This window comes from Streptomyces sp. JH14, from assembly GCF_029428675.1.
Classification (GTDB): Bacteria; Actinomycetota; Actinomycetes; order Streptomycetales; family Streptomycetaceae; genus Streptomyces.
Genome location: NZ_JAJNEL010000001.1, coordinates 6454530 through 6477281, shown reverse-complemented (window position 1 = coordinate 6477281; position 22752 = coordinate 6454530). Strand labels below are relative to the sequence as shown.

The following is a 22752-nucleotide window of genomic DNA, read 5'->3' as shown; positions in this document are numbered from 1 at the left end:
CGACCGGCGTGTACAGAGCCGTGCACAGCCCGGGAGGGCGGCGCCGAACAATGTGTCCCGCCGCACAGTTCGCCGCGCCTCGGACTGGGCTCCGCAACAGCCGTTCCGTCACGTCGTCCCATGTCGATGACACACAACTGTCGGAGGCCACCGCGGGTGGAGCGGTGGTCTCCGGCAGTCTGGATGTGTCCCGTGATTCAGTCCGCAGGGTGGCCGGCGAACTCCGCCCGGGTCAGCTCCTCGTACCGCTGCTCGGCTGCCGTGGCCTTCGGGCGGTTGAGGACGCTGCCGAGCCAGCCGTGCTGACCCGCGAGTTCCGCCCTCAACTTGCCCGGATGTCGGCGCAACAGCCCGCAGATGGCAGGACAGGACATGGTCGCGCGGCCTGTTTGATCGTCACACACCAGACAACTTGCGCGGCGTCACCAGGTCCCCGCCTCTACCGACCAAGATCAATCGCAGGTCGGCTCGATTAGGGTCGGAGGCATGACGACACCCCTTGCCGGCAGTGCCTTCGACTCGCTCCGTCTCGACGCCGTGCCCGACCAGGCGGCGTTGCGCCGGGCTTACGAACTCCCCAGCGACGCGGCCGTGCGCAAGCAGATGACTGAACTCACCGAACACACACGGCGGTTGATCGGCTGCTCATCGCTGGTCCTGGTCGCCAGCGCGGACGCCGAGGGCAACTGCGACGTCTCGCCGCGCGGCGGCCCTGCCGGGTTCGTCGCCGTCCTGGACGCACGGACGGTGGCGATTCCGGACGCGACCGGCAACAAGCGGCTGGACACCCTGCAGAACGTCATCGCCACCGGACGGGCCGGGCTCCTGTTCATCATCCCCGGGCGGACCACCACCCTGCGGGTGAACGGCCGGGCCGTCGTCTCCACCCGCCCGGAACTGCTGTCGCAGCTGACCGCCGTGGGAAAGCCGCCGGCCAGTGCGCTGGTGCTGGGGATCGAGGAGGTCTACCCCCACTGCCCCAAGTCGCTGCTGCGCAGCGGGGCCTGGAAGCCGGAGCAGTGGCTGCCGGCGGACGCCCAGCCGACCTCGGCCGAGGTGACACTGGCCCAACTGCGGATACCGGAGCTGACGATCGCCGACATCGAGCAGGCTGAGGCGGACTCGCTGAAGTACCGGTACGAGTAGCGGGCCGATCTGCGAGTGAACACCGGCCGGCCGAACCCCCAGGCCGGCACGCCCCACGATCAATCGCGGGTCAGCCCGTTGGACGCATGGGGAGCGTTGGGTGGGGCTGGATCGTTCCGGACGGGCTGTGGGAGAACGACGGGCTACGGGAGAGCGCGGAGCCCTTGTCGGCAATCGGGCGACGGATGTCCTGCGCCTACGACAGCTCTGGCGCCACCACTGACGCCCGACGAGCCAGGGACGGGCGACACGGCGCCCGACGCCACGCAGCCGTTCTGCTGTCAGCCGAGACGGTCGCACCTCCTGAAGCCTGGGCGACAGGATCGTCACATGCAGCCGATCTTCGTTCTCGTGCACAGTCCGTCCGTGGGTCCCTCCACCTGGGACCCGGCAGCGGAACACCTCAAGGCTGCGGGGTACCAGGTACGGGTGCCGTCCCTGCTGGACATCGGCGCAGGTGCTCCGCCCTTTTGGCCCCGCATCGCCAACACCGTCCGCGACGACCTCCGGCAGGTCGCGGCCGACAGCCCCGTCACGCTGGTGGCGCACAGCAACGCAGGCTTGTTCCTGTCGGCGATTCGCGCGGGTATCGACCAGCCGGTGACCAGCTCGATTTTCGTCGACGCCGCGCTACCGGCCCGGATCGGACCGACGCCCGTCGCGTCACCCGAGTTGTTGGAGTTCCTCGGCCCGATGGCGGTGAACGGCAGGCTGCCGCGCTGGACCGATTGGTGGGACGAAGCAGACGTCGCACCCATGTTCTCCGATCCGACGGTGCGGCAGACAGTCGTCGATGAGCAGCCCACTCTGCCGCTGTCCTACTACGAGCAGCACATTCCGGTCCCCGACGGCTGGGACGACCATCCCTGCTCCTACCTGCTGTTCGGCCCTCCGTATGACGACTGTGCCACCGAGGCGCGCGCACGTGGCTGGCGTGTGGCACACCTGCCCGGCGCACACCTCCATCAGATCATCGATCCCGCCGGCACAGCCCGGCACCTCGTCGAACTCGGCGCTACGACGTGATCCACTTCCGATACACGCCTCAAGCTTGATCTTTAACCCTTCAACCGTTGCAGGGCGGTAAGCGTCTTCTCGCGTCGGACGGTCTTGCTCACGTCGCAGCGGGGTGCCCGGCTCCCCTTCCTCGTGCCGGGTAGTCGTCACGGCCGGGCCGGTGAGGTTTCGGTGCTCCGGCGGGGCAGGGCATGTGCCGGCGGAGGCCCGAGACGTCCGGCGAACCCGGGCCGGGGTGAGCCGGCCGGGTGCGCCCGGCTTCGGCCGGATCAAGCCTCACCCTTTGACGGCCTCGGCGACCCGCAGGGCGGCCTCGGCGGGCGTGAGGTGCGTGGTGTCGACGACCTCGGCCTCGCCGTGCAACCACGTGCGGGCCGCCTCGGCGTAGGGCTCAAGGTATGCAAGACGGAACGGGGAGTCGGGGCCCATCACCGTGTCGCCCGCGATGCGTGCGCGGAGGGTGTCCTGGTCGGCGTGGAGGACGAAGTGCCTGACCGGGATGGCATGTTGGGCCAGGCCCGCGCTGATCTCGCGCCAGTACTGCTCGACCAGGACGGTCATGGGAATCACCAGAGTGCCGCCGGTGTAGTCGAGTACGCGGCGGGCGGTCTCCACGACGAGTGGCCGCCACGGCGGCCAGTGCTGGAAGTTGTCCGTCGCGGGCAGCCCCGGCTTGATGTCCATGAGTGTCTCGCCGACCTTCTCGGCGTCGAACACGCGTGAATCCGGGAGAAGCTGCTGCACGAGTGCACTGGTCGTCGTCTTGCCTGCGCCGTGGGTGCCGTTGAGCCATACGATCATGGGACGGAGGCTAGCGGTGTACAGCCCGCAGCCGACGACGGTCACGTCACAGAACAGGCACGGCGGGGTGTGGCCGGGCTTGGGCAGCCGGGCCACCGCCCGTGCAGCGACCGTCACGGCGGACCGGGCAGCTCGCATCCGGGCCACCCGGGTGTGGCCGGGCCCGACCCCACCAGGCAGCCTGTACTCATGACAGCAGCACCGATCGTCGTCCATGCGCCCACGCCGTCCGGCGGCCGGCCGGTCACCATCAACGGAGAGAGCGCCGGACTCGCCCACGACGACCGCGACCTCATCGAATTCCTCCGGCGGGCCGGGATCGACGACGCCGAGAGCTGCCTCGACGACCCGCACTGGATCGAATGGCGCGGCGGCCAGGCCCACGAGTACGAGGCGGCATAGGAGCGGACAGACCCCGACCCTCCCGTGGGGAGGGCCGGGAGGGGCGGCACGCCCCGCCTGCTTCGCAACACGCGGCGGGGCCCGAACGGGATGCCTCGGCCTGGGGGCTTCGGGGATCCCGCGTGATGAACGATGCACCCGAAACCGGCCACACGGATAGAGGCGTGACCGGAAACGTTTGGTCAGCCTGTGCCCGACCGGCACTCGTACTGTCCCGTCTCCGGCAGCTCGTGGGTGACCTGGGTCCCGGAACTCCGGGCAGTAGTGGGTAACCGCCAGTACCAGCAGCTTGTTCGCGTCCGGCCCGGCCGTTCTCCACTCCGGCCGATCGGGTGGGCCGGCGCGTCTTTGCGGCGTCACCGACACACCGGCAACGCCGCCGCCCCGCGCACGTCACGGCTCAACATCGGTACGGGCAGATGGAACACCAACCGCGTCATGTTCCGATGGGGTCTCCGGTCCAGGCCACCGTCGGCCCGGAACGGCCCTCTTCTTCGGTGACAAATCGCGATGGATGAGGCATTCCGCGTCCCGCCCCTCGCAAACAGGTCGACCGGTGTAGATCTCGTGCAGCGGTGCTGAGAAGCTGTGATCCGCCGTGCCGGTCCGGCACGGCGGATCACAGCAGAACCACATACATGGAGAACTACGTGGCCAAATTCTCTGGCCTCAAGGGCACGGGCTTCGTTTCCCGTGCCACGGTCGCGGCGATAACCGCCGCTCTGGTCGGCACGACCACCGTTGCGGTGGCTGCCGACAACCCGCAGGGTGCCGCTGAGGTCGCGGCGTCCGCGGGGACGTTCCAGTCGGCCCCCGCGATGAAGGCTGCACCGCTCGCCTCCACCACGTCGGCCGGCGCGGAGAACCGCGCCTTGATGGCCGTCTCAGGCTCCAGCCTCTACTTCTACGAGCCGAACGGCTCGGGCGCGTACAACGCTCGCGAGCTGCTCACCACCGACTGGGGCGACGTCAAGAACGCCCAGCAGGCCGACAACGACGGCGACGGCGTCGCTGACGACCTCTGGGTGTGGACCACCGACGGCTACCTGGGCTATGCGTCCAGCGAGGCCACAGACGGCATCACCGTCGGCGGTGGCTGGAACACCTACAACAAGGTGCTCTCGCCGGGCAACCTCGGCGGTGCCGCGGCTCCGGACATGATCGCCCGTGACTCGGCCGGCGCCCTGTGGCTCTACCTCGGCTACGGCACCGGCAAGCTGACCGGCCGTACCAAGGTCGGCAGCGGCTGGAACATCTACAACCAGATCGCCGGTGTCGGCGACCTGAGCGGTGACGGCAAGGCCGACATCGTCGCCCGCGACGCGGCCGGCGTGCTCTGGCTCTACAAGGGCACCGGCGACTACAAGGCCCCCTTCTCGGGCCGCACCAAGGTCGGCGCCGGCTGGGGCGTCTACAACTCGCTCGTGGGCGTGGGCGACCTGGACGGGGACGGTCGGAGCGACCTGATCGCCCGTGACAGCTCCGGCGTGCTGTACCGCTACTCGGGCACCGGCAACGCCGCGGCCCCGTACAAGGCGCGTGTGAAGATCGGCGGCGGCTGGAACACCTACCGCCTCATGTTCTGATCCACACCCGTGTGACAGCACGAACGGGCCGCGCTCCTCTTCGAGGGGCGCGGCCCGTTCCGCGTTTCTACCCGTCGCCGGCCGCACGGGTCACTCGCGGAGAGGAGACGGACGAGGAATTCAACGCCGGCATCGGCACCTTCACCCTTGAACCGGTCCAGCTCGCCGATCGCTCGTACCGCTCGAGCCGGACCCGCAGCGCCCCTCGTCTCATACGCGCCGACGCCCCCAGGACTGCAGACCGCCTCGGGCGTTCAGCCCATCCGACTCGTCGCACATGCCCGGTCACCGGCCCCTGCCCCGTCCGGGGAGCGCGGACGGCCGGGGCGAGAACTCAGCCTCGCCCCGGCCTGTGCCCTTACGGGCGGTTCGCCGCCTGCGGCGGCACCCGTCAGCGCAGCGTGTACGCGCTGGGGATGGTCTGCCTGACGGTGTTGCCCTTGCTGTCGGTCGCGCTGATCCTCAGTCCGACGCCCTTGGCGGCCTGGTCCCGCCGAGGGTTCTTGACCGTCGTGGTGAAGGTGTTCTTCCCGGCGGACCTGGTGGACGCCGGGTGCCAGGTCCTGCCCCCGTCGAAGGTGGTCTCCGCCTTCAGGGAGGTCACCTTGGGCAGGGCGGCGAGGCTTTCCTGGTAGTAGCCGACGACGGTGATCTCGTGGTTCTCCCCGGCCTTGACGGTGTTGTCCAGGGCCAGGTCGAAGTCGTAGCGCAGGAAGATCAGCGGCTCCGGGCGGCAGGCCGCCTGGTTGCCGCCGACCACCTCGCCCATGCACGGGCTCAGCTTCGGCGCGTCGTTCTTGATCGCCTCGGCGGAGGTGTACTGCCACACCGTCTTGACCTCGTTGGTCTGCGCCTCGAACGTGTACCGGGCCGACTTCGCCGGAAGGTCGTACGAGACGAGGTCACCGCCCTTGCAGCCGGAGAGCCCCAGCATCACCGCGGCGGCGAGCACCATGAGGGCCCCTCTGCGGCGCCGTGCCGATGGCACAGGGGTGTTCATCGTGTCGGTCTCCTTGGCTGTCTCGCGTGCCATCACAGGGTGTCCCACTTCTTGTCGGGAAGGTGCTGCGTGTGACGCTCGATCTCGTCACCGGACGCGTTCAGCAGCTTGAAGTCACAGGTGGAGTCGAGGTTCGGCACGGCGGGCGAGGGAACCGGCCCGCAGGAGGGAATCTCGACGAACTCGTGCTGGAGCACCTCGTCGCCGACGATGCCGATCAGCGCCTGGCGGCCGCCGCCGCTGCCCGTCAGATAGACGGTGGGGTAGAAGGTGTCGCCCTGCCGGCAGCCCGAACACGGTCCGGCCCCCACAGAGAAGCCGGACTTGGTCCGCACCTGCGGCACGGCCCCCGGTACGGCCGGTCCCGCGTTCCAGTGGATCTCGTTCCTGCCGGTGAGAACCAAGTCGTTCATCTCGGAGCGGTTGTGCGCCAGGAAGGAGTCCCCTCCGACCTCGGCCCAGGAGGCGGTGAACCGGCTGATGGCGTTGTCCTCCCGCTTGACGAGGACGGTCATGGTCTGCCGCGTGGACGGGTGCGGCAGCTCCACGTCGGACGTGATGGGGGTCGCCTGGAGGAACTGCTTCCAGCTCAGCTGGTGGACCTCTCCGAGCCGTGCCGCGTGGAAGTGGAGGTCGACCCGGTCGAGATCGTCCTTCTCGACCCGGTAGGCATTCGGCCGGATCTGTCCCTCGTCGTGGTACCTGGCGACGTAAACCCTCGGCACGACGCTGCCGCCGAGACTGATCCCGACGTGCGAGCGATCGGCCTTGATCCGCTTGATCAGCCCTTCGGCCTCGGCGTAGGGGACGGACACCACGGGCAGTTCGCCGTACTGCTGGATCGCCGGACAGCTCTGCGGCCCGTCCAGGCACTGGTCGAGCGTCGAGGGGCGGCCCAGCGAGGTGAGGTCCGGCGCCGCGACCAGCACGCCGACGGCGCCCGCGGCGGCAGCGGCCGCCACCCGCTCGTCCCGGAGCTTCGCGAAGTCGCAGGTGTCCTGGCAGATGTCGGTCGGCGTCAGGAGTACGAGCTTGCCCCGGGCGTCGACGTCCGCGAGTTCGGCGGCCGTGCCGGTACCGGCGTGGACCACCGGCAGGTGTCCCTTGACCGGCAGTCGCGGAACCGGAATCACGCCGTCGCGGATGCTCGGGTCACCGTTGTCGCGCAGCCACGCCTGCGACTCGGTCAGCGCGGCGTCCGGGGTCACGTAGCGGGCGGACAGGCTGGAGGGGGCGCCTCCGCCCGTGGTCCGCATGGTGACGACGGGAGTCGTCCGTGAGCTGTAAAAGTCGTGGGTGAGGGTGCCCATGCTCACCTTGCCGGTGGGCAGTACCCACCAGTTCGGATCGTGGGCCTTGTAGTCGGCGTCGAGGGCCGTCTGAATCCCCCACGCCCCGGTAGCCGAGACCCGGTCGACGAGGTCGTTCGCCCGGTAGCTTTCGGTGGTCTCCGGATAATGCACGCTCAGCGGCTTGGCCTTGCGCAGGTCCAGCGTGACCGTGGTCGCCTTGGTGAGGCTCACCTCCGGTGCGATCGGCTGGGCTTGCTGCCACTCACCGGTCGCGTCCCGCCAGCTGACCGGCATCTGCACCGCATAGGTGCCGCGGAAGAGCTGCTCGGTCATGCTGTCCGTACCGTTGACGCTGACCGGGCCCGCGTGCAGGTGTACCTGGCCGTCGACCGGCATGAAGGTGGCGCTGCCGTAACGGACGTCGGTGGCACCCGCCGGGGGGACGACGTTCAGGGTCAGCGGGAACTCCTGGGCCTCGACAAAGGTGTGGATCCTTGAGCTCAGCCGTATGGCGCCGGAGTCGTCCCGGGCGCTCAGCAGCCCGTTGTAGCCACCATGGGCCCCGTCCGCGCCCAGCACGCTGCCGTCGAGTGTCACCGACACCTCGGCCGAACCGCCCGCGGGGACGACCACCGTGTCCGTGCTGAGGGTGAACAGCCCCGCCGCGGCCGGCTTCCCGTCGGCGAAGGAGACCGGCATCGTCAGATGCAACGTGGTCGCCTTGTCACCGCGGTTGGTGTACGTGATCTTCTTCGTCACCGCCGACTGCGGGTAGGCCAGGCGGCCGAAGTTCAGGTTCCCCTTCGGGACGATCTGCGGATTGGTCGCGGCCGCGAGGTCCACCAGGCCGGTGCCCTGGGCGTACATGTCGTGCCCCAGGTCGGAGGCGGTGTCCATCAGCAGCGCCTTGATCTGCTGACCGGACAGCTCCGGGTGCTGCTGGGCGACGATGGCCGCGGCGCCGGCCACGTGGGGCGTGGCCATCGAGGTCCCGTCGGCGGCGGTGTAGTACTGGTCCACCGGCCTGCCCATGGCCGTGCCGGCCGCGCGTGCCGCGATGATGTCGACACCCGGGGCGGCGATGTCGGGCTTGGCGGCGCCGTCCCCGATCCGCGGTCCGCGGTTGGAGAAGCCGGCCATCTCGCCGCTCTTGTCGACGGCCGCCACGGTCAGGGCGTCGTCGGCGGAGCCAGGGGAGACGACCTTCTGGGCGACGAAGCCGGAGTTGCCGGCCGCGACCACGAAGAGGGCCCCGGTGGCGCGGCTGAGCTCGTTGAGCGCCTGACTCAACGGGTCGGTGCCGTCGGTGGGTTCACCGCCGAGGCTCATGTTGACGACCTTGGCTCCGGAGTGCGCGGCCCAGTCCATCGCCGCGATGATCGCGTCGTCAGCGCACTGCCCGTTGTCGTCGCACACCTTGCCGACCAGCAGCTTGGCGCCGGGGGCCACGCCCTTGCGCAGCCCCTTGGACGCAGCGCCGCTGCCCAGCACCGTGGACGCCACGTGGGTGCCATGTCCGTGCCCGTCCTTGGCGCCCGTGGGACTGCCTGTGAAGTCGACCTGCCCGGCGATGCTTCCGGACACGTCCGGGTGGGTGGCATCGATGCCGGTGTCCAGCACCGCCACGGTCACGCCGGTGCCGTCGTAGCCGCGTTCCCAGGCGACGGGCGCGCCGATCTGCGGCACCGACTGCTCGAGGTCGACGTGGGCCAGGCCGTTGAGCCAGACCTTCTTGACCCCGGCCAGGGACCCGGCGGACCGGGCGGCGGCGGACGTGGAGGCCGTCTTGCCACGGACCTGCTGCCACCATTGGCCGCCGTCGGCGATGTTCATCGAGCGGCCGTTGATACTGGGCAGCGCCCTGCCGCCGGACGCCCCGGCGGCCTTCCGTGCGTGGTCGGCGCCGGCCGTGCCGGTGTAGGTGACGAGCACCGGCACCGCGTCGCCCTTGCCCGCCGCGACGAGCGTCACCAACTGGGTCACGTCGAAGAGTCCCCAGTCGAGCAGTCCCTTGCCGACCAGCGCGAGGGCGTCGTCCGGCACGGCGTACACCCGGCCCTGCCGGGTGATGGTGTGGAACACGACCGGGAGTCCATCGGGCCGCGCCGCGCTCTCGATGTCGCGGACGACCGGTCTGCCGTCAGCGTCGACGCCGACGTGCACCTTGTCGCCGGTGATCAGGGTCACCGGGACGGACCCGCCGAACGCCGAAACGACTCGTGCCAGGTCTTCGTTGGCGATCTTCGTCGGGCTGTTCGTCTGAACGACACCGGGAATCGGCGTCCGCCTGGTCGGCTCGGCAGCCTGGCTCGCCGTCGTCGACACGACCATGCCGAAGACGGTCAGGCCGACGGTCACCGCGCCCAGGCGTCTACCGAGACGCTTCCTTGCGCTTCGACTCATCTATGGGTCTCCTGTGAGATGAATGACGGGGGAATTCGGAGGGGTCCGGCGTGGAGGCGTGCAGCACGTCGGCGATCACGGGCCGACGACGGGACTCCGCGCTAGAGCGGTTCGTACTCGCCGGCAACAGCGGCATCGCCCGCGGCCTCGGTGGTCGGGGCGTCTTCCGGGTAGGCCTTCGGTCCTGCCGGTACCGGTCCGTCCTTCGCACGGCGTGCCGAAACGGCCGGGCCGTCCGCCGGTCCGGGTGTGAGCGGTTCTGCGGGCAACATGGGCACGAGTGTGCAACCGGGCCGGGCGCCGGTTCGATTGGTCAGATGCGGGATAAAACTCGTCGTTCGCCCGGGCGCCTTTTTTCGTCCCGGGCGACGGCGGTGAATTCACTCGTCGGCCGGCGGTGTTTGCCCCTGCGCGCCGACGAGTCCCAACTCCACGACCCTGAGGGCGAGCCCGGTCCGCGTCGTCACCTGCAGTTTGCGCATGGATGACTTCACCTGGCTGGCCACGGTCTGTGTGGACACGACCAGCACGTCGGCGATCTGCCGGTTCGTCCGGCCACCGAGCAGCAGGCGGACGACTTCCAGCTCGCGCGGGGAGAGTTGGTTGCCGTAGCCGGGCCGTCCCCGGCCGCGCGACTCACGGGTGTCCCCACCCCGCTCGTCGAGGGACCGTGCCACCCGGTCTGCGTCGTTCTGGGCGCCGAGCTCCGACAACGCTCGCCGGACGTCGGACAGCACCGGCAGAGCGGTCTCGTCGCGGCCATCGGCCAGCAGGCAGCGGGCGTGGCCCTCCCGTGCGAGGAGGGCGTCGTAGGGGCGCGGCAGCGCCTGCCAGGCGTCGGCCGCCCGGGCGAACAGCGCGGCGGCGTCCGCGAGCCGGCCGCCGGCTTCGGCCAGGATGGCGCGGCACAGCACCAGGGACGCGCGCGGCGCCGGGGCGTCCCTGTCGCCCAGGGCCCCCTCGAAGGTGTCGGCCAGGTCGGCGGCGCAGCCGAACCGACCGGCGGCGACCAGGGCCGCGACCCGTGCCGGAGCGAACTCGACGGCCCGCGACCAGATGCCACCGCTGAGGGTCATCTCGGCCGACTGGTCCGTGAGGCGGAGCGCCTCGTCCACGTCGCCGTCGCGCAGGCGCAGTTGTGCCAGCGCGGCCGCGGCCTCGATGCGCTGCTGGTCGTCGCGCGCGGCGAAGCGCAGGCGTGCCTCCGCTGCCTCCCGGTCGCCGGCGGCAGCCTGGATCAGGCCCGCCACGAGCGCGGCCTCGCACCGGTCCTTCAGCCGTACGCCGCCGTCGTCGACCAGCCGGGCCGTCCGTTCGGCGAGTCCCGGCCAGTCGCCGGTGAACCAGTCGAGGTGGGCCCGGGAGGAGGCGATGCTGTCGAGGTAGTCCAGGAGTTGATGGCGCTCGGCAAGTTCCTGGGCGATGGCCAGCCGTGCCCTGGCCTCGTCGTACCGGCCCCACCGCGTCGCCTCCTCGCCGACGTTCGTGTGGCCTGTCGCGACGATGGCCGCCGCCCGGGGATCGGACACGTCGTCCGGGATCTGCCGGGCCGCGTCCCAGCCGGCCTCCTCGCCGAGCGTGAGCAGCGCGAAGGTGCGTTCCACGAACAGGCGCAGTCGCTCGTGGGAGGCCATCGACTGGGCCGGCGGCGGCGCCTCGTGCAGCCATCGCAGGTGTTCCGCCACCGGGCGCGCGTTCCCCAGGGGCAGCGCGAGCAGGATGCGGGCGCGCGCGGCTTCCGGCGAGTCCGGCGCGAGATGGGGCACCGCTCCGAGTATCTCGAGGCGGCCCGCCTCGAACTCTCCCGCCACCATGAGCACCCGGCCGACCTGGAAGCGGACCAGGGCCTGCTGTCCCGGCGTCAGGACCTGGCTGCCGAGGGCCGCTCGCAGCGCGTCGATGGTCTCCGAGTACGGATCGGAGCCGGACAGCACCTGGAACTGGATCTTCGTCACGAGTCGGACCAGAGATTCCGCCGGGAGGGCCACGGTGGTCACCAGGCTGTGCAGCAGCAGTGCCGCGGTGGCCACGTCTCCTGACTGGACGCAGAGTTCGGCCGCCTGCTCGGTGTACCGGCGAGCCGCCTCGACCTCGCCGGCCAGCCGGAAGTGCCGGGCCAACTGCGCCACCGGCGGCACCGGCCATTGCTCCAGCGCCCGGCCCGCACGCAGGTGCATGGCACGCCGCTCCTCGGCCGGGATGGCGTCGTACACGGCGTGACACGCCAGCGAGTGGCGGAACGACCACTGCCCGGGTCTGTCCTCACGCAGCAGGCCGCCGCCGAGTGCTTCGGCCGCCTGCGCGGCGAAACGGTCCGCGGGCAGGCCGGTGACCGCCCCCAGGGTCGTGTGGTCGGCCGGGCCGGACAGTACCGACACCGCGTACAGGACGGTCCGGGTATCGGGCCGGAGCCGCTGGACGCGTTCGAGCATGGCGTCGCGGATCGTGGGCGGCACGTCAATGCGGTCCAGCCGGCGCCGTGCCCACCGGCCGTCCTGGCTGACCAGGTCGGCCCGGTCGTGCATCAGCCGCACCGATTCCTCCACCGCCAGCGGCACACCCTCCGTGCGTGCGTGCAGGAAGGCCGCGAACTCGGTCGAGACATGGCCGCCGGCCAGCATCGACGAGACGAATGACGCGGTCTCGGCGACGTCGAACGGCTGCAGTGTCAGCCTGACCAGGTGCGCGTCGGCGGGCGGCCGGGAGGACAGCCGCAGCAGCAGGGAATCGGCGGGCACTTCCTCCCGCCGGTAGGTCAGCACCACGCTCAGCGTCTGCGGTCGGCGTGAGACGAGGAACAGCAGGAACTCCAGCGTCGCCTCGTCCGCCCAGTGCACGTCCTCGATTGCCAGCACCGCGACGTCGAGCCGGCCGAAGACCTCGACGAACGCGCGGAACAGCCGGTGCCGGGCGGCGGTCGCGTCCTCCAGTGGCTCCGGCGCCGGAGGCAGGTCGTCGGCCCACTCGGGGAAGAGGGGCCGCAGCGCACCGCCCAGCCCGCTCAGGCCCAGCGTGGCAACGTTGTCAACGCCGTCGCGCACCGCGTCCACGACCGCCCCCAGCGTGTACGGCACGCGCAGCTCCGGGCAGGCGCCGACCACCACGCGACACCCACGCTCGGCCTGGGAGGCCAGGAACTCCCGCAACAGCCGGGACTTCCCGATGCCCGCCTCACCGTCGATCAGGACCACGGCGGGCCGTTTCCCGAGCGCTCCGCCGAGTGCGGCGACCTCCCGGTCCCGCCCGACGAACCGCGGCACGGAAAGCGCTGGAAGTGGACTGACATCGGTACTGGCCCGTCTGACCAACGCGCGCCCCCTCGGTCGATCACCGCTACGCCAGTGTTGAACTGTAGCCGCACCGGCACACGGGGCGGTGGCGCCGTGACCGCCCATCAGGCCATGGCCCACGACCTGCCCGGATCCGTCGTCGGCCTCGCCCGTCCGCCCGCGGCGTCGTAGCGGTATGGCCCGGCCGATCCCAGCATTAACCCGTGGTCAGCGGTTGCTCAAGGCCGCCTTAAGAACCTCCCGTACGCCGCCGACCAGCCCTTTCCCCGCCTGCGCCGGCCCTAGGTTGACGACGTGACGATCGAGGCGGCCGAAAGCCGCAGCACCCTGCCCACGCCGCCGCCGCGGATTTCGCGTCGGGTCCTCCGGGACGCAGTCACGGCCGGCGCCCTGGGAGTTGTTCTGATGTGGGCCGTCCAGGTCGAGCCGTCGGCTCGCCTGGATGCGGTCTTCGCCACCGGCGCACATCTCAGTGGACTGCTCGCCGGGTACGGCATCCTGGTCATGCTGCTGCTCATGGCGCGGATACCCGCGATCGAGCACGGCGTCGGTGCCGACCGGCTCGCCCGGTGGCATGCGCTCGGCGGCCGGCACGTCCTCGGCCTGTGTCTCGGGCACGCGCTGCTCGCCCTGTGCGGTTACGCCGCCCACACCGGCACGGATCTGTTCGCCGCCACCGAGGAACTCCTCGGCTACGACGGCATCGCGGCCGTCGCAGCCGGAACGGTGCTGCTCATCACCGTCGGAGCGGTGTCCGCCCGTGCCGTACGCCGCCGGGTGCGGCACGAGACCTGGCGCGCCGTCCACCTGCTCACCTACCTCGGCGCGGCACTCGCCTTCGCGCACCAGCTGGCCGGGCCCGACGTCGCGGGGACCGTCGTGGCCGGGTGGCTGTGGGCGATGATGCATACGACCGTCGCTGTTCTGCTGCTCTGGTACCGGGCCGTCGTCCCCGTACGGCAGGCGCTGCGCCACGGTCTGCGCGTCGTGGCGGTGCACCGGGAAGGCCCGGACGTCATCTCCGTCGTGATGCGGGGGACGGGGCTCGACGAACTCCACGCAGAGGCGGGCCAGTTCCTCCGCTGGCGGTTCCTGCAACGCAGGCTGTGGCACACGGCCCTGCCGTTCTCGCTCTCCGCGCCCGTCCGCGACGACACCCTGCGCGTCACCGTCAAGACGATCGGCGACCACACCCGCCGGATGCGCCGCCTCCGGCCGGGCACGCGGGTGTGGTCCACCGGGCCGTTCGGGGCGATGACCGCGCACCGCCGCACCCGGCGCAAGGTGCTGCTGCTCGCGGGAGGCGTCGGGATCACACCGATGCGGGCGCTGTTCGAGGTGCTGCCCGGCGACCCGGGAGACCTCACGTTCCTGTACCGCGCGGCAGACGCCACCCAGCTCGTGCTGCGCAGCGAACTTGACGAGATCGCCCGGGAGCGCGGGGCGGCGCTGCACTATCTGCTCGGCCCCTCCGACGCGGCCTTCGACCCACTCGCCCCGCAGGCGCTGCGCCAGCTCGTGCCCGGGCTCACCGAGCACGATGTGTATCTGTGCGGGCCGCCCGGCATGACCGAAGCCGCGACCGCGGCGCTGCTGCGGGCGGGCGTACCGGAGAACCGAATCCACAGCGAATGCTTCGCGTTGGCCTAAGGGCTGTCCCAGAGGCGCGCTCTGGTCATCCGGCACACCCTGGGCTGCCGGCGAACGCCGACCGACTTGAACCCGGGTGGCCCCGGCACGATTCCACGATCTGCCGGACCTCTCTGACCGGGGGCCCGAGCCCACCCTGCCCCTTGCCCCCCGGTCGAACCCCGGCCGGAATCCCGCGCCCCGAGTACTCCCAGGAGCCCATCCCCGTGGCACGCCATCGCAGACCGACCCGCCGTACCGACGAAGAGGCGCGTCGCCGCCTTGCCGCCACGCTCGCCGTCGCGAGCGCGCTCACCGCGACCCTGCTCACCGTGGTGGTCCAGCCGGCCGCCCCGCCCGCCCCCGACCGGACAGCCACCGGCGGAACCACGGACGTTGCTCAACCCTCCCGGGAATAGGGGACGCTGCATGTGCCTTTAACCACGCCCGGCCGACGCGTGGCCGGCGTGCCCGGCGGCGCCACCCGCGCCCTCCGGGTGAGCGGTGCCGACGGCACCGGGCAGCGACGGCCTCCACCGGCCGCACCCTGCTCGCGCCGCTCGGCAGCGGTCAGGCCTGGAGGTGGGCCAGGACCGCGTGGTGGGCCGCGGCCACGGCATGGCGGGAGTCGTCGATGTGGTCGGCCGCGTCGAAGCCGTGGTGGCCGGAGGGGACGTCGACAATCTCGATCCGGGCGCCGACGTCCTCGGCGGCGGCCAGGAAGTCCGCCACGGTGGCCGCGATTTCGGCCTGCTCCAGGCCGGCCCGGCTGAGGACGATCGGCAACTCTCCGGCCGACCGGACGGCGGTGACGGGGCGGAACCGCGCGTCCACGGGGCTCCACCCGGGGAGCGGTGCGAGGACCGGATAGCTCGCGGCCACACAGCGCAGCCAGGGCGGCGGTGCGGCGAGCCAGTCGGCGGCAAGCAGCCCGCCGGCGGAGAAGAACCACACGGCGATGCGGTCGGCGTCCACCCGCGGGTCCGCCCGGACGAGCTCGACGGCCGTGGCGATGTCCCCGGCGGCTTGCGCGTAGTCGGTGAGGGCGTGCAGGCCGTGGTCGACGGTCACACCCACGACGCCCCTGCTCGCCGCGTACCGGGCGTGGCCCGTGTAGAGCGGCCAGTCCCGCGGAGTGGGGCGCACCTCGGCGGGGACGGGGCCGCCGTGGACGAACACGACGGCGGGCCGCGGCCCGTCCACGTCCGGCAGGAAGAGGTCGACCGCGCCCGTGCGCTCGTGCGGCCGCTCGGGGACGTCCAGCACGAAGGGCTTCAGATAGAGGGGCTGTTCGTCGCGGCTCACGGTGATCCGGTGCCCCTCGCCTGCGGCCGCCCGCAACAGGACGGCGGCCAGTTCGGCGGGGGCGGAGAGCATGGGCCAGTGCCCGGTGGCGAGTTCGAAGAAGGTGACCGCGGGATCGGCGAGCGCGCGGAACTGCGGCAGCCCGGTCCGCGCGAAGGCCTCGACCATGGCGATCGTCATCCCGCCCGCGGCGTTCGTCCCGGACTCCCCCGGCGAGGTGCAGAAGATGCCGGTGCTGGGCAGTCCGGCGAGCGCCCCCGTCAGCCGCAGCGGCTGTACGAGGGTGCCGGACGGATGCGGTGCGGCGTCGCGGGACAGTCCGGCCAGCGCCTCATCCGAGAGGCCGGCCGTACTGCCCCAGCGCTGCCACTCGTCCGGGCGGGGCACCGGAATGCGCCAGTCGTGCTCGGCCGGCCCGTCCGGGCGCAGCAGCCGCTCACGGACCTCCTGGTCCGGGACGAGAGCAAGGGCTGCGTCACCGTCTTGCGGCAGGCCCGCGTCGAGATGGACGATCCGGCCGATCCGCTTCGGTCGTCGGTCGGCGGCGGCCAGCACCGGGTGGATGGCGTAGTCGTGGGCGACCATCACCAGCTCCGGCGCGTCGAGGTGGTCGATCAGCTGCACCACGTCCTCGATGTGCGTCTCCAAGTCGGTTGCTGCTCCGTCCTGTTGGAGACGCTCACCCAGACCGGTGAGGGTCAGCGGATGCACCTCGGCCCCCGACTCACGCAGCCGCTGGGCCGTCTCCCGCCAGATCCAGCCCCCGGTGAAGGGGCCGGAGACCAGTACGAACACCGTCATGATCGCCTCCTTGCACAGATCGGTCCGCGCGGTCGGCCGTACAGGGCGTCCGCGCTCACGGGTACGGTAGGAACTCCCCCTGAGGGAGGTTCAAGTGGTGTTTTCCGACGGCGCGTTGAGCATCGGTGAGCTCGCCGAGCGGGCGGGCGTCACCGTGAAGACCGTCCGCTTCTACTCCGACCGGGGCCTGCTGCCCGAGGCCTCCCGCAGTTCCGGCGGCCACCGGCGTTACGGGCCCGAGGCGCTGGAGCGGCTGCGGCTGATCCGCTCGCTGCGCACCCTCGATCTGCCGGTGCCGGAGGTGGGCCGGGTGCTCGACCACGGTGAAGGGCTGCCGGACGCACTGGAGAAGGCCATCGACGGTCAGTTGAGCAGGCTCGGCTCGCAACTGACCGCCCTGCGGTGGCGGGAGGCCGCCCTGCAGCTCGTCCGCGAGTGCCCGGCCGAAGAGCGCGCCGAGCGCCTGCGACTGGTCGGCGCGGTGTCCGCCCCACCCAGTACGGCGCCGATGGCCCGCTTCTGGCGGGGCGCGCTGCCCGTCCGGCTGTCGCCCCGTCTGGTCTCCTCGATCCTCGAGTACGCGGTCCCGCAGCCGCCGACGGATCCGACGCCCGCCCAGGTGCTGAGCTTCGCCCAGCTGCACGCCATCGCCACCGCCCCCTGCCCGTCCACCGATCCACGCCGGCCGGCGGGCAACCGTACCGACGTGGTCCACCGCCCCGACGTGCTGTACGACGGCCTCTTCGACGCGTACGTCTTGGCCGCCCCCCACCTGAAGGCGAACCGGACGCCGGCCCGGGGGCAGGCGCTCGACTGCTTCGTCGCGGCCCATGCCGAATCGCGTGGCCTGCGGGACGGACCCGTGTTCCGCCGCAGGCTCAGCGGGCTGCTGGCGCAGGCCGCCGATCCGCTGGTCGAGCGGTACTGGGAGCTGACCGGCGAGGTGTCCGGCTCGCCCGACCCGACCCTCGGGGCCGCCCATGAGTGGCTGCGGTCCGCACTCCACGCCGACGTCGCCGCAGCAGCCGCCGTCGAGCCAGGCGACCCCATGTCACGGTGATGTCACGGATTCGAACATGCCCGGAAAAGTCACCATGGGCGAACAATCATGTACCCCAGGTCACCATCCAGTGTCTTGGGAGCAGCTGTGTCAGGTGTTGCGCTGGCCGGAATCCTGGGGGCCCTCGCCCTGGCGGTGTTCCTCTTCCAATGGGTGCATCAGAGATATCGAGAGACCACCACCCAACTGAGCGCCTCCGTCGGTGACCGAGCCCAGCCCGTCTGGAAGGGGCATCGCGCCGCCACCATCGCGGTGACCGCCGCCGCCGTCGCCGTCGCCGTCGCGCTCGTCCTGACGCCGGGCGGAGGCACACCCCGAACTGCCACCGCCGTGCCGCCCACCGCTTCATCGGGCTCCGTCCCGGACGCCGGCCAGGACGAGAAGGGGCACAGTCACGAGGCGGAGCGCAGCCCGGCCGAGGACGGTGACGACGCAGCCGTCACCCATGACGACAGCGACACACGCACGTTCTCCGGCCCCGGATCGGTGGCCCCCGTCGAGGGCGAGCCCACGCCCGGGACCAGCAGCACGTCCGCCTCCGGTGACGGGGGCCGGGCCGAGCCCACCGAAGGCACCACCGCCCCGGGCAGCACGACTGCGCCCGGCGCGCCCGAGACCACCGCACCCGGCCCGAGCACGTCCCCCACCACGACGCCGCCACCTCTCCCACCGAAGCCGACAGCGCCGCAGAAGCCGGACGAGTGTGATGGCCTCATCGACCTCCACCTCCCACTGCTTCCGGACCTCTGCCTCATGTGAAGCAGCGGGCGAAGCGCGCCGTGCGACCTGCTGAAGGGAAGCCACCGGCCCCCAGGTGCCAACGGCTCGTCGAACGGCGGCGGCCTGCTGGGCGTCACTGCGGGCGTAGCCATCGGAATGCGGCGATGGTGACGAGGACCGGCGTGGACCGGACCATCGCGGTGGCGTCGCCTTCCTCACCCCCACCGAGGGTGTTGCCGGCGTGGACGATGCCGCGCGTGTGGACCGAGGAAGGGGTGACCCCGTTCGCCCGGTCGGGCGAATGTCCTTCCCATTGGTGGCCTTCGGCGTGCTGTTCTCCGCCTCGCAGGGGTTTGCTGGCTGGGAGCAATGGAGATCCACATGAGGCACACCATCGGCAGAGCGCACGCCGCGCCATGCGGTGGTCTGCGCGCCGTGGTGCTCATCGTCCTGCTGGCCTTCGTGCACTCGATGTTCACACCCGGCCCGATCCACATGCCGGCATCCGACGCAGACGACTGCCGCCGCGGCGTCGCCGCTTCCACGGCTCATTCATCCGGCGTGGGCGAAAACTGTCCCGCGACGTGCGCCGGGGTCACCTCAGGTGAAGGCGGTGAGTCCCCCGGCGGCGGCGCCGCGTCCGGTTGCGCTGCCGCGGCCTACACACCGCGGTCCCACTCGGCGGCGGCACACCCGGCGAAGGCCATCGTCGGCACGCCGTCGGGCGACACACCGGCGGGGCACGGAAACGCCCCTGCCTGCGCCGGCTCCTCGGTCGTTTCTGACGCACGGCCGTCACGGGCCGGCGTCCTGCGGTGCTGACGGACCCCGACTGCCTCGCCCGCCCGGCTCTCCCACCGAGATCCGACGGGTAACGGGCGGTCCGCTGCCACCGTTCATTCCGGACCAGCACCGCAAGGGATCCGCCATGCCCATCGACGTCTATGCCGCTGTCTGCGCACTGGTACAGGCCGAAGCCACTCGCTCCGGACGCACGCAGACACGCACACCCGTGAGCGCCGTGTGCTCCTCGGCCGACCGATCCGTGGCAGAGGAGCAACCTCCCGTGCCGGACGCGCTCACCGGCCCTCGGGTTGCAGAGCATCGTCGGCCGGCGCGCCCCGTCTCGGACGCCCTGCGTCGGCTCGCCGCCATTTTCCACTGACGCCCTCGTGCGTGGCCGCACCGGACATCGGGTTTCTTCGGCATCCACGAGCCGGCGAAGCACCATGGCGGACCCGGCCGCCGGGAGATGGCCGGACCGTCGTCGTCCGGCGGCACCTGACGGCCCGGCTCGACGACCGGCGCAGCCACCCCGCGGGTCGCCCGGCGCCGGCATCCGGGCGGCTGTGCCTGCATGCCCGGTACAGCGCCGTCAGCACCGGCGAGGTCCCGGCCGACCGCCCCGGAAGACCGGCTTCCGGCCCCTGTGAACCCGCCCGGACGACGGCCACCCGCCGCACCGTCCGGTCGCGACAACGCGACGTTCCTTCCCCTCCGACGAAAGAACGCCATGCCCGCCATCTGCACTCCGCTCCAGCGCACTCTGCGTACCGATCTGACTGCTTCCCTCGTCGTCTTTCTCGTCGCCCTGCCGTTGTGCGTGGGCGTCGCCGTCGCCTCGGGCGTCCCGGCCGAACTCGGCCTGCTCACCGGCATCGTGGGCGGACTCCTCACCGGCCTGCTGCCCGGCAGCAGCCTCCAGGTCAGCGGGCCGGCCGCCGGCCTGACCGTCCTCGTCCACACCGCCGTGAAGGAATTCGGACTGCCCGTCCTCGGCGTACTGGTCCTCGCCGCCGGACTGCTCCAACTCCTCATGGGTGTCCTGAAGTGGGGACGCTGGTTCCGCGCGATCTCGCCCGCCGTCATCCACGGCATGCTGGCGGGCATCGGGCTGGTACTGATCGTCGGGCAGCTCTACGCCCTGACCGACACGAAGGCCCCCGGCACGAGCGCGGCGAATCTCGCCGGGCTGCCCGGCCTGGCCGCCCGGTCGCTCGGCTCTCCCACAGCCGTGACCGCCGTGGGCATCGGGGCAGGAACCATCGCCGTCGTGATGCTCTGGAAACGGCTGCCGGCCAAGGCACAGCTCGTCCCCGCGCCGCTCGCCGCGGTGGCGATGGCGGCCGCCGCCGCAGCAGCCTTCGACCTGCCGGTCGCCCGGGTCCAGGTGCAGGGTCTGCTCGACTCGGTCCAGCCGCCGGGGGCCGACGCCTTCGGTCGCCTGGCCGAGTTCGGGGTTCTCAGCACGATCGTGGCGTTCACCCTCATCGCCTCCGCCGAAAGCCTGTTCAGCGCGGCAGCGGTGGACCGACTGCACGACGGGCCCCGCACCCACTACGACAAGGAACTCATGGCCCAGGGAGCCGGCAACACCGTCTGCGGGCTGCTCGGGGCACTCCCGATGACCGCGGTGATCGTACGCAGCGCGGCCAACGTCCAGGCAGGGGCACGCACCAAGGCATCCCGCGTGCTGCACGGTGCATGGCTGCTGCTGTTCGCCGCGCTCCTGCCCGCGACACTCGGCGTCATCCCCAGCGCCTCACTCGCGGGCATCCTCGTGTACGCGGGCTGGAAGCTGCTGCCCGTGAGCGAACTGGGCCCGCTCTGGCGCGAGCACCGCGGTGAGGCCGTCGTGCTGGCCGTCACCGCCGGAGGGATCGTGCTGACCAACATGTTCGAGGGTGTGCTGATCGGGCTGCTGCTCGCGATCGTCAAGACGGCCTGGGCCACCTCTCACGTGCACATCGACAGCATCGACCCCGCGGCAGGCCCGATCCGGGTCCGGCTCCAGGGCAACGCCACCTTCCTGCGGCTGCCCCGGATTCTGGACACCCTCGCGGATGTCCCGAAGGAACGTACCGTCGAGCTGGATCTGGCCGGGCTTCGGCACCTGGATCACGCCTGCATGACAACACTCCACGCCTGGGCCGAGCAGCACAACACCCGGGCCCGGCATGCCGTCGGGGCCTCTTCGCCGGCCTGATGCCGGCGGGACGGACGACCGCGATGCAGCACCAGCTCTCTCCCCCGGGGACCGCTTGCGCCACCCGCCGGACCGCGGACACCCTGTCCCCTGCCATCGGTGGGTGGCCGGGATCCGATACGGGGAGGCAGTCATGGGCGGCGGCGGAGGGCTGGTCTGGCGGGACGGCGAGCAGTCACTTGATGCGTGGATCGAGTGGGTGCGCAGGTGTCTCGTCGGTGACGGCGGCTTCCGGGTCATCGGGGATGTGCAGTGGCCCGACCAGCCCTACGGCAGGGAGCTGCACTCCGGACTCGATGCCGCCGGGCTCGCGGACGTGTTCCGTGGTGCCGGGGTGACAGCACTGTACGTCTCCACGACGCACGGCCTCGAGCTGTCGTCGCCGGGCGTGGAGATCATGCCCGTGCCCGTGGGCCCGCCGGGCCCACCGCTGCTGCGGGCGCAGGCCGAGCCGGGCGGCAGTGTCCGGCTGGCGGCGCCCGTGCGGAACTTCGCCGAGCTCGACGCATGGCTCACCCAGTTGTCACCCCTGCTCCCCCGGCCTGTCCCCGCGCGCGGCGGATCGGAAGCGCCCTTCGCGCGGCCGCTCGCCGGCGGGCTGCTCGGCCGGCCCGACGGCATCCGGCTGTGTCTGGACACTCTGGAGTCGCGGCTGCGCCGGTTCGGGAACCCCACCTCGGTGGTCTCCCTGATCTCGTCCGCCGAGCGGCTCGCGGACGACACCGTGCTGCTCCGCGATCCGCGGGTCGTGGAGGAGTCAACCGTCGGCACTGTGCACGAACTCGCCGAGGCCCTCGCCGCTTTGGAGCGGGTCTGGAGTCCCGGAGGAGTGCCGGACGGATCGCCGTTCACCGGGCTCGGGATATGGGCCGGGTCCGGAGTGGTGGGCTCGGGCAGCCGGATTCGGGTCGTGCGGATCGAGCACGGCAGTGCGCAGCTGAGCATCACGCGCAGGCGCACGCCCGAACTCCGGGCCGAGGGCGCGGCGACCGAGCTCGCCATCTGGGCACGTCCCTTGCTGGATCCGGCCGTGCACGCCACCGCGTACGCGGGTCGGCGGCGGGCTCTCGTCACGTGGCTGGAGCGGCTGGAGCGGGCCGTGTTCGGCACTCCGGCCCGATGGAGCGTCTCGGGCGGTCGGAACGAGGAGGTGCCCGCCGGGCCGCTCGACGCGTCCGGGCTCGGACAGTGGCTGCACTCCCGCTTCCCGCAGCAGCGGGTGTCGGCGGGACTCGTGACCGCCGACTCGCTCCAGCTGGACGACCTGCTCACCGGCACCGGGCGTCTGACGGTGACCGCGCACAGAGGCTGACG

17 protein-coding genes are annotated in these 22752 nt (G+C 71.5%); 10 read left to right on the top strand and 7 right to left on the bottom strand.

Annotated elements, in window-relative coordinates; translation table 11 throughout:
• Positions 1-197: 197 nt before the first annotated feature.
• Positions 198-374 (bottom strand): hypothetical protein, encoded by a 177-nt coding sequence (locus tag LRD69_RS29200; protein WP_277329514.1) that lies wholly within the window; start codon positions 372-374, stop codon positions 198-200.
• Between the two features lie 112 nt (positions 375-486).
• Between LRD69_RS29200 and LRD69_RS29195 the strand changes: the two genes are divergently transcribed.
• Both LRD69_RS29195 and LRD69_RS29190 read left to right on the top strand, forming a co-directional pair.
• A complete protein-coding gene (locus LRD69_RS29195) occupies positions 487-1146 on the top strand; it encodes an MSMEG_1061 family FMN-dependent PPOX-type flavoprotein (protein ID WP_277329513.1) in 660 nt (219 codons plus the stop codon).
• A gap of 330 nt (positions 1147-1476) precedes the next feature.
• On the top strand, positions 1477-2172 hold the full coding sequence (locus LRD69_RS29190; RefSeq protein ID WP_277329512.1) for an alpha/beta hydrolase: 696 nt from the start codon (positions 1477-1479) through the stop codon (positions 2170-2172).
• A 267-nt stretch (positions 2173-2439) separates the two neighbouring features.
• Here LRD69_RS29190 and LRD69_RS29185 read toward each other — a convergent pair whose 3' ends face one another.
• A complete protein-coding gene (locus tag LRD69_RS29185) occupies positions 2440-2964 on the bottom strand; it encodes an AAA family ATPase (RefSeq protein ID WP_277329511.1) in 525 nt (174 codons plus the stop codon).
• 189 nt (positions 2965-3153) lie between these two features.
• Between LRD69_RS29185 and LRD69_RS29180 the strand changes: the two genes are divergently transcribed.
• The gene (locus tag LRD69_RS29180) at positions 3154-3366 is read left to right on the top strand and encodes a hypothetical protein (protein ID WP_277329510.1); all 213 of its coding nucleotides are present in this window, start codon (positions 3154-3156) and stop codon (positions 3364-3366) included.
• Positions 3367-4016: 650 nt separating this feature from the next.
• On the top strand, positions 4017-4952 hold the full coding sequence (locus tag LRD69_RS29175) for a VCBS repeat-containing protein (RefSeq protein WP_277329509.1): 936 nt from the start codon (positions 4017-4019) through the stop codon (positions 4950-4952).
• 391 nt (positions 4953-5343) lie between these two features.
• Here LRD69_RS29175 and LRD69_RS29170 read toward each other — a convergent pair whose 3' ends face one another.
• The 4 genes from LRD69_RS29170 to LRD69_RS29155 form a co-directional block, all read right to left on the bottom strand.
• The gene (locus tag LRD69_RS29170; RefSeq protein ID WP_277329508.1) at positions 5344-5985 is read right to left on the bottom strand and encodes a hypothetical protein; all 642 of its coding nucleotides are present in this window, start codon (positions 5983-5985) and stop codon (positions 5344-5346) included.
• The gene (locus LRD69_RS29165) at positions 5985-9647 is read right to left on the bottom strand and encodes a S8 family serine peptidase (protein WP_277329507.1); all 3663 of its coding nucleotides are present in this window, start codon (positions 9645-9647) and stop codon (positions 5985-5987) included. The genes LRD69_RS29170 and LRD69_RS29165 overlap by 1 nt, the downstream gene beginning before the upstream one ends.
• A 101-nt stretch (positions 9648-9748) precedes the next feature.
• Positions 9749-9919 (bottom strand): hypothetical protein, encoded by a 171-nt coding sequence (locus tag LRD69_RS29160; RefSeq protein ID WP_277329506.1) that lies wholly within the window; start codon positions 9917-9919, stop codon positions 9749-9751.
• A 108-nt stretch (positions 9920-10027) separates the two neighbouring features.
• Positions 10028-12907: an AAA family ATPase gene (locus LRD69_RS29155; protein WP_277329505.1), complete on the bottom strand. Its 2880-nt coding sequence runs from the start codon at positions 12905-12907 to the stop codon at positions 10028-10030.
• Positions 12908-13231: 324 nt separating this feature from the next.
• On the opposite strand from LRD69_RS29155, the gene LRD69_RS29150 reads away from it, so the two are divergent.
• Positions 13232-14587, top strand: coding sequence for a ferredoxin reductase family protein (locus LRD69_RS29150; protein WP_277329504.1), 1356 nt, complete (start codon positions 13232-13234; stop codon positions 14585-14587).
• Positions 14588-14793: 206 nt separating this feature from the next.
• Positions 14794-14985, top strand: coding sequence for a hypothetical protein (locus LRD69_RS29145; RefSeq protein WP_277329503.1), 192 nt, complete (start codon positions 14794-14796; stop codon positions 14983-14985).
• A gap of 151 nt (positions 14986-15136) precedes the next feature.
• Here LRD69_RS29145 and LRD69_RS29140 read toward each other — a convergent pair whose 3' ends face one another.
• Positions 15137-16672 carry a dienelactone hydrolase family protein gene (locus tag LRD69_RS29140; RefSeq protein WP_277329502.1) on the bottom strand — a complete coding sequence of 512 codons (1536 nt, stop codon included), beginning with the start codon at positions 16670-16672 and terminating at the stop codon, positions 15137-15139.
• A 97-nt stretch (positions 16673-16769) separates the two neighbouring features.
• Here LRD69_RS29140 and LRD69_RS29135 point away from each other — a divergent pair, with 97 nt between their 5' ends.
• The 4 genes from LRD69_RS29135 to LRD69_RS29120 all read left to right on the top strand — a co-directional run bounded on the left by LRD69_RS29135 (position 16770) and on the right by LRD69_RS29120 (position 22750).
• Positions 16770-17732 (top strand): MerR family transcriptional regulator, encoded by a 963-nt coding sequence (locus LRD69_RS29135; RefSeq protein WP_277329916.1) that lies wholly within the window; start codon positions 16770-16772, stop codon positions 17730-17732.
• Between the two features lie 87 nt (positions 17733-17819).
• Positions 17820-18491: a hypothetical protein gene (locus tag LRD69_RS29130; RefSeq protein WP_277329501.1), complete on the top strand. Its 672-nt coding sequence runs from the start codon at positions 17820-17822 to the stop codon at positions 18489-18491.
• 1474 nt (positions 18492-19965) lie between these two features.
• A complete protein-coding gene (locus LRD69_RS29125; RefSeq protein WP_277329500.1) occupies positions 19966-21438 on the top strand; it encodes a SulP family inorganic anion transporter in 1473 nt (490 codons plus the stop codon).
• Between the two features lie 133 nt (positions 21439-21571).
• Complete coding sequence (locus LRD69_RS29120; RefSeq protein ID WP_277329499.1) at positions 21572-22750, top strand: hypothetical protein; 1179 nt, start codon at positions 21572-21574, stop codon at positions 22748-22750.
• The last annotated feature ends 2 nt before the right edge of the window (positions 22751-22752 follow it).